The sequence below is a fragment of the Streptomyces calidiresistens genome (genome assembly GCF_014141525.1).
GTDB lineage: Bacteria > Actinomycetota > Actinomycetes > Streptomycetales > Streptomycetaceae > Streptomyces > Streptomyces calidiresistens.
Genome location: NZ_VKHS01000198.1, coordinates 1 through 7,730, shown reverse-complemented (window position 1 = coordinate 7,730; position 7,730 = coordinate 1). Strand labels below are relative to the sequence as shown.

At 74.4% G+C, this 7,730-nt stretch carries 6 protein-coding genes; 1 reads left to right on the top strand and 5 read right to left on the bottom strand.

Annotated elements, in window-relative coordinates:
• The coding region (locus FOE67_RS10850; protein ID WP_182663011.1) for a MinD/ParA family ATP-binding protein at nt 1-2,010 on the top strand (2,010 nt) is incomplete at its 5' end.
• A 127-nt stretch (nt 2,011-2,137) separates the two neighbouring features.
• On the opposite strand, the gene FOE67_RS10845 is transcribed toward FOE67_RS10850, so the two are convergent.
• The 5 genes from FOE67_RS10845 to infB all read right to left on the bottom strand — a co-directional run.
• Complete coding sequence (locus tag FOE67_RS10845) at nt 2,138-3,082, bottom strand: bifunctional riboflavin kinase/FAD synthetase (protein WP_182663009.1); 945 nt, start codon at nt 3,080-3,082, stop codon at nt 2,138-2,140.
• Nucleotides 3,083-3,235: 153 nt separating this feature from the next.
• A complete protein-coding gene (gene truB, locus FOE67_RS10840) occupies nt 3,236-4,222 on the bottom strand; it encodes a tRNA pseudouridine(55) synthase TruB (RefSeq protein WP_182663007.1) in 987 nt (328 codons plus the stop codon).
• Complete coding sequence (gene rbfA, locus FOE67_RS10835; RefSeq protein ID WP_182663005.1) at nt 4,219-4,692, bottom strand: 30S ribosome-binding factor RbfA; 474 nt, start codon at nt 4,690-4,692, stop codon at nt 4,219-4,221. The genes truB and rbfA overlap by 4 nt, the downstream gene beginning before the upstream one ends.
• Nucleotides 4,693-4,744: 52 nt before the next feature.
• Entirely contained in the window at nt 4,745-5,038 is a 294-nt protein-coding gene (locus FOE67_RS10830; protein WP_182663003.1) for a DUF503 domain-containing protein, read from the bottom strand.
• A gap of 93 nt (nt 5,039-5,131) precedes the next feature.
• On the bottom strand, nt 5,132-7,730 hold a 2,599-nt coding region (infB, locus tag FOE67_RS10825; RefSeq protein ID WP_182663001.1), incomplete at its 5' end, for a translation initiation factor IF-2.

Here is a 7,730-nt window from a genome sequence, read left to right as displayed (position 1 = left end):
CACGGATACCCCGCGCCGGCCACTCCCGGCGGGCCCGGCGCCACCCCCGCCCCGGGGCAGCCGTACGGCCCCGGCGGGTCGGGGGCCGTTCCGCCCCCGGGGCAGCCCGGCACGCCCGGTCCGGAGGGCGCCGGGGCGCCGGGGAGCCGGAGCCCGTACGACTCCAACGGTCCGGGGGGCTTTCCGCCCGGGGTTCCCGGCGGCTACGGCTTTCCCGGCCCCGGGGCTCCCTCCGCACAGCCGGGGACGCCCTTCCCGGGGTCCCCTCCCACCGGGGCACCGGCCGGCTACGGATACCCCGGAGCACCCGGGGGACACCCCACCGCGCCACCGACCCCCGGAGCCCCCGGAACACCCGGACCCACCGCCGCACCCGCCGGGGCATCCGACGGGGCATCCGACGGCTACGGATACCCCGGGCCCGGGGCTCCCGGAGCACCCGGGGGGCAGCCCTCCGTGCCACCCGCCGGGGGGTGGCCGGCGCACCCCGGCGTCGATCCCCGGACCGGCAGCACCCCGGGCGGGGAGACCGGGCCGTCCGCCGGCCCTCCCGTCCCGCCGCAGGATCCGCGGAGCGGGGCGGCCTGGCCCGAGCCGGGGCAGTACGCCCCGGCCCCCCAGCCGGGAGCGCTGGGGTACACCGCCTCGGTGGAGCTCTCCTCCGATCGTCTGCTGAACGAGAAGCGGCGCAACCGCCCCCGTTCGCAGGCCCCGAGCCGCACCCCCTCCCGCTTCCGGTTGGGCGGCAAGTCGGCCGAGGCCGAGCGGCAGCGGAAGCTGGCGGTGATCCGCACGCCCGTGCTGTCCTGCTACCGGATCGCCGTGATCAGCCTCAAGGGCGGTGTGGGCAAGACGACGACCACCACGGCGCTGGGCGCCACCCTGGCCTCGGAGCGGCAGGACAAGGTGATCGCCATCGACGCCAACCCGGACGCGGGCACCCTGGGCCGCCGGGTGCGACGCGAGACGGGTGCGACGATCCGCGACCTGGTGGGGGCCATCCCCCACCTGAACAGCTACATGGACATCCGCCGCTTCACCTCGCAGGCGCCCTCCGGCCTGGAGATCCTCGCCAACGACGTGGATCCGGCGATCTCCACCACCTTCGACGACGAGGACTACCGTCGCGTCATCGACGTCCTGGGCAGGCAGTACCCGATCATCCTCACCGACTCCGGAACGGGCCTGCTCTACAGCGCGATGCGCGGCGTGCTCGACCTCGCGGACCAGCTGATCATCGTCTCCACGCCGTCGGTGGACGGTGCCAGCAGCGCCAGCACCACCCTGGACTGGCTCTCCGCCAACGGCTACGACGAGCTGGTGCGGCGCAGCGTCACGGTGATCTCCGGGGTGCGGGAGACCGGCCGGATGGTCAAGGTGGACGACATCGTCGCCCACTTCCGCACCCGCTGCCGGGGCGTGGTGGTGGCCCCCTTCGACGAGCACCTGGCGGCGGGCGCCGAACTCGACCTGGACCTGATGCGCCCCCGCACCCGGCAGGCGTACTTCGACCTCGCGGCGCTGATCGCGGAGGATTTCACCCGTGCCCAGCAGGAGCAGGGGTTGTGGACGCAGGACGGGGGGATGCCCCCGCACATGGCGCCTCCGCTGCCGGGCCGGTCCCCCGCCGGATACGCGACCGGGCCGGGTCATCCGCAGCCGTACCCGGGCGCCCCGCAGGCCCCGGGGCAGCAGCCGGGGCATCCCGCCGCTCACCCTCCCCACCCGGGGCCTCCCGGTTACCCGGGGCACCCCGGTTCGCAGGGTCGGCCCCCCGGCCGGTGGCCGGGGGACCCGCAGGGGGCTCCCGGGGCGGGCGCGCCGTATCCGCAGCCCGGGCAGGACCCCCGGTTCGCCGGCGCCCCGTACCCGGGCGCACCGTACCCCGGTGCGCCGGGCTCCCCCGGCGCCGCGCCGCAGCCGGGGGCACAGCACCCGGAGGAGGACCAGCGGGAGGCGCGACCGCCCGCGCCGCCGGGATGGCCGCAGCAGCCTCCCCGGCAGGAGTGAGCCGGGAGGGAACATGCCGAACGGCGGCCGGCGGGAAGGATCTCCTTCCCGCCGGCCGCCGTTCGGCGTGTCGGGCGGTACCGCGGGGACGAATCCGCCGGGACGCGGCTCGGCGGGGTCCCGTGGGTCAGTCGGCGCCGGTCATCAGCTCACGGGTCAGCTCCACGTCCCGGTGCATCCGGGCGATGAACGCCTCCAGATCGGGGAAGGTCTCCTGGCCCCGCAGGCGGGCGTGGAACTCCACGGCGACGTGATCGCCGTACAGATCGAGGTCGGTGCGGTCCAGGGCGTACGCCTCGACCGTGCGCTCGGTGCCGTTGAACTGGGGGTTGGTGCCGACCGAGATGGCGGCAGGCATGGCCTCCCCCGCGATGAGACGGCCGGCGTACACACCGTCCGCCGGGATCGCCGAGTGGGGCACGGTGTCCAGGTTGGCGGTGGGGAAACCCAGCTCCCGCCCTCGTCGGGCGCCGGAGACCACGGTGCCCTCGACCCGGTGGGGACGCCCCAGGATCTCGGCGGCGCCGGCGACATCGCCCTCCGCGATCAGCCGGCGGACGAGGGTGGAGGAGAAGGGCTCGCCGTCCCCCGCCGTGCCGCGCACGAAGAGGTCCACCACCAGCACGTCGAAGCCGCGTTCCCGGCCCATCTCGATCAGCGTGTCCACGGTGCCCGCCGCCCGATGGCCGAAGCGGAAGTTGGGGCCCTCGACCACGGTGCGGGCCCGCAGCTTCTCCACCAGCACCTTCACCACGAACTCCTCCGGGGAGAGCCGGGAGAACTCCCGGGTGAAGGGGAGGACCAGCACCGCGTCCACCCCCAGCTCGGCCATGAGTTCGGCGCGGTACGGGTGCGGGGCGAGCAGCGGCGGGTGGCTGCCGGGTCGGATGACCTCCATCGGATGGGGGGCGAAGGTGACCACCACGGCGGGAAGCCCCAGCTCCCGGGCACGCTCCACCGCTTTCCCGATGATCACCCGGTGGCCGCGGTGCACGCCGTCGAAGGAGCCGATGGTGACGACGGCGCCCTCCCGGTCGACCGGGACGTCCGCCAGTCCGTTCCAGCGCTCCACCGTTGTCTCTCCTCGCCGTGGAAGGGGGCTTCCGGTCCAACATACCGGCCGGTCACCGGGGGCCGTCAGCGGCCCGCCCCGGTGCGGACGGGTTCGGCTCCCCGGGTCGTGCCGGCGGCGGGTCCGGCTCGTGCCGGGACCCGCCGCCGGTGGTCACGCCTCGGGAAAACCCACCCGGACCCGGATGTGCCGCCCCTCCGCCTCGACCAGGGCCACCAGGCGGCCGTCGGTGCCGAAGGCCGCCACCGGCCCGGCGGCACGCAGGTCCCCGGGCAGTTCCTCCGCGTCCAATCGCACGCCGTTGGCGATCAAACGGGTGCGGCGGGCGTCGAGGTCCCAGCGGGGGAAGGCCGTGGCCGCGGCGTCCTCCAGCGTCATCGGGACCAGGGCGGGGGCCGGCTCCCCGTTCGCCCCACGCGTCCCACCGGCGTCCCCGGAGCCGGCCCGGGCCCGCTCGGCGAGGTCCTCCAGGCCGACGGCGTCCTCGATGCGGTGGGGGCCCACCCGGGTGCGCCGCAGCGCGGTGAGGTGCCCCCCGGTCCCCAGCGCGGCTCCCAGGTCACGGGCGAGCGCGCGGATGTAGGTGCCCGAGGAACAGGCCACCGTCACCGTCACGTCGAGCACCGGGGTGCCGTCCTCGGCGGTCGCGGGAACGACCTCGTGGACGGTGAACCGGGAGACGGTGACCGGACGGGGCGGCAGCTCCACCTCCTCGCCCTCCCGGACCCGACGGTGGGCCCGCTTGCCGTCGACCTTCACGGCGCTCACCCGGGCGGGAACCTGCATGATCTCCCCGGTCAGCGGCACCACGGCGGCCTCGACAGCCCCGCGGTCCACCGTCCCGGCTCCCCGCCCGGCGATGACCTCGCCCTCCGCGTCGTCGGTGACGGTGTCCTGGCCGAGCCGGATGGTGCCCAGGTACTCCTTGTCGGTGAGCGCGAGGTGGCCGAGCAGTCTGGTGGCCCGCCCCAGACCGATGACCAGCACACCGGTGGCCATCGGGTCGAGCGTGCCGGCGTGGCCGACCCGGCGGGTGCGGGCGATGCCGCGCAGCCGGGCGACCACGTCGTGGGAGGTGTGCCCGGCGGGCTTGTCGACGACGACCAGCCCGTCGGGCCCCTTGGTGGAACGACGGCTCATGCGCGGGAGCCGCCCCCGTCGCCTTCCCCGGCCTCTTCGTCCTCCGCGGCGGGACGACGGTAGGGGTCGGGGTCACCCGCGTAACCGGCGCCCTCGGCCTCGCGGCGCAGGCGGGCGTCGCGCTCCCGGGCCGCGGAGAAGAGCTCCTCCATGGCGCGGGCGTTCTCCGGCAGGGCGTCGGGGATGAAGGTCAGGCTCGGGGTGTGCTTGATGCCGGCGGCCTTCCCGACCTCCGAGCGGAGCATTCCCTTCGCGCTCTCCAGTCCGGCGGCGACCGCCGCGCGCTCCTCCTCCCCGCCGTAGACGGTGTAGAAGACGGTTCCCTCCCGCAGGTCCCCGGTGACCCGGGTGTCGGTGACGGTCACCTGGTTGTTCTGGATGCGGGGATCCTTGATGCCCCGCTGCAACTTCTCGGCGACCACCTCGCGGATGAGTTTCGCCAGGTTGTCGGCGCGCGCGTTGTTGGCCACTGCTCCGTCTCCTCTGTGTTGGTGCCTGGTCGCGGACGGGGACGACCGCGGTTCAGTCGTCCTCGCCGTGGATGCGCCGCCGCACGGACAGCAGCTCCACTTCGGGGCGGGCGGCGACCATCCGCTCGCACCGGTCGAGGATGTCGGTCAGGTGACCGGCGTCCCCGGAGACCGCCGCGACCCCGATGCGGGCGCGACGGTGCAGATCCTGGTCACCGACCTCCGCGGCACAGACCGCGAGGGACCGGCGCAGTTCCGCCACGATCGGGCGGACCAGCGAACGCTTTCCCTTGAGGGAGTGAACGTCGCCGAGCAACAGGTCGAACGAGAGCGTCCCGGTGTACATGCCCAAGATCGTAGGCGGAACGGCCGGGGCCGGGCGACGGAGTTGTGCTCCGCCGCCCGGCCCCGGTGTGTTCCGCCGAGCGGTTCGGCGGGATCAGCCCCGGGGCTTCTCCCGCAGCTCGTAGGTGGCGATGACGTCGTCGACCTTGATGTCGTTGAAGTTGCCGAGGTTGATACCGCCCTCGTAACCCTCGCGGATCTCGGTGACGTCGTCCTTGAACCGGCGCAGACCCTCGATGTTGAGGTTCTCCGCGATGACCTTGCCGTCGCGCAGCAGGCGGGCCTTGCTGTTCCGCTTGACCTCGCCCGACCGGATGAGGACACCGGCGATGTTGCCGAGCTTGGAGGACCGGAAGACCTCGCGGATCTCCGCGGTGCCGAGCTCGACCTCCTCGTACTCCGGCTTCAGCATGCCCTTCAGGGCCGCCTCGATCTCCTCGATCGCCTGGTAGATGACCGAGTAGTACCGGACGTCCACGCCCTCGCGGTCGGCCATCTGGGTGGCGCGGCCGGCCGCGCGCACGTTGAAGCCGATGACGATGGCGTCCGAGCCGGTGGCCAGGTCGATGTCGGTCTCGGTGACCGCGCCGACGCCCCGGTGGAGCACCCGCAGCTCGACGTCCTCGCCGACGTCCAGCTGCAGCAGCGCGGACTCCAGCGCCTCGACCGAACCGGAGGCGTCACCCTTGATGATGAGGTTGAGCTGCTCCATCTCGCCGGCCTTGAGCGCCTTGTCCAGGTCCTCCAGGGAGACCCGGCGGACCCGCTTGGCGAAGGCGGCGTTCCGCTCGCGGGCGGCACGCTTCTCGGCGATCTGGCGGGCGGTGCGGTCCTCGCCGACGACGAGGAAGTTGTCGCCCGCGCCCGGCACGTTGGTCAGACCCTGCACCAGGACCGGGGTGGACGGACCGGCCTCCTCGACGTTGCGACCGGCGTCGTCGAGCATGGCCCGCACACGGCCGTGGGCGTCGCCCGCGACCATGACGTCGCCGACCCGCAGGGTGCCGCGCTGCACCAGGACGGTGGCCACGGCACCGCGGCCCTTGTCCAGGTGCGCCTCGATCGCGATGCCCTGCGCGTCCTGCTTCGGGTTGGCCCGCAGGTCGAGCGCGGCGTCGGCGGTGAGGATCACGGCCTCCAGGACACCCTCGATGTTGATGCCCTGCTTGGCGGAGATGTCGACGAACATGGTGTCGCCGCCGTACTCCTCGGCCACCAGGCCGTACTCGGTCAGCTGACCGCGCACCTTGGTCGGGTCCGCGCCCTCGACGTCGATCTTGTTGACCGCGACGACGATCGGCACGTCGGCCGCCTTGGCGTGGTTGAGCGCCTCGATCGTCTGCGGCATCACACCGTCGTTGGCCGCGACGACCAGGACGGCGATGTCCGTCGACTTCGCACCGCGGGCACGCATGGCGGTGAACGCCTCGTGACCCGGGGTGTCGATGAAGGTGATCGCCCGCTCCTCGCCGTTGACCTCCGTGGAGACCTGGTAGGCACCGATGTGCTGGGTGATGCCGCCGGCCTCGCCCTCGATGACGTTGGTCTTCCGGATGGCGTCCAGCAGGCGCGTCTTTCCGTGGTCCACGTGACCCATCACGGTGACCACCGGCGGACGGGCCACCAGGAGCTCCTCGCCGCCCTCGTCCTCGCCGAAGTCGATGTCGAAGGACTCGAGCAGCTCGCGGTCCTCCTCCTCCGGGCTGACGATGCGGACGGTGTAGTTCATCTCGTCGCCGAGCAGCTGCAGCGTCTCGTCGGAGACCGACTGGGTCGCGGTGACCATCTCACCGAGGTTGAACATCACCTGCACCAGCGAGGCCGGGTTGGCGTTGATCTTCTCGGCGAAGTCGGTGAGGGAGGCGCCGCGGGACAGGCGAACGGTCTCGCCGTTGCCGCGCGGCAGCATCACGCCGCCGATCGACGGCGCCTGCATGGCCTCGTACTCCTGGCGGCGCTGCCGCTTGGACTTGCGCCCGCGACGGGCCGGCCCGCCCGGACGACCGAAGGCGCCCTGGGTGCCACCGCGGCCACCCGGACCACCGGGACGACCACCGAAGCCGGGACGACCGCCGAAGCCGCCGCCACCGCCGGGACCACCCGGACGACCGGCGCCGCCGCCACCGGGGCCGGCCGGACGACCGGCGAAACCGCCACCGGGACGACCGCCGCCGCCACCGGGGCGACCGGCGAAGCCGCCACCGGGACGACCTCCGCCGCCCTGGCCGCGACCGCCGGGACCGCCCGGACCGGGACGACCGCCCGCGGCGGGCCGCTGCGGCATCATGCCCGGGTTGGGGCGGTTGCCGCCGCCCGGACGCGGACCACCGGGCCCGGCCTGCGGACGCGGCATGTTGCCCGGGGTGGCGCGACCGCCGCCCGGGGCCTGGGGACGCGGGCCGCCGCCCTGGCCGGGGGCCTGGGGACGGGGACCGGCGGGACCGGCACCGGGACGACCGCCGGCCGGACGCGGCTGCGGACGGGCCATGCCGGTGGAGCCACCGGAGGTGAAGGGGTTGTTGCCCGGCCGCGGGCCGGAGGGACGGGCGCCCGGCTTGGGGCCACCGGGACGCGGCGCGCCGGCACCCGGACGGGGACCGCCCGGCTTGGCGGCACCCTGACCGCCGGGGCGCTCGCCCTGCTTGGGGCCACCGGGACGCGGCGCGCCGGCACCCGGACGGGGGGCGGAACGC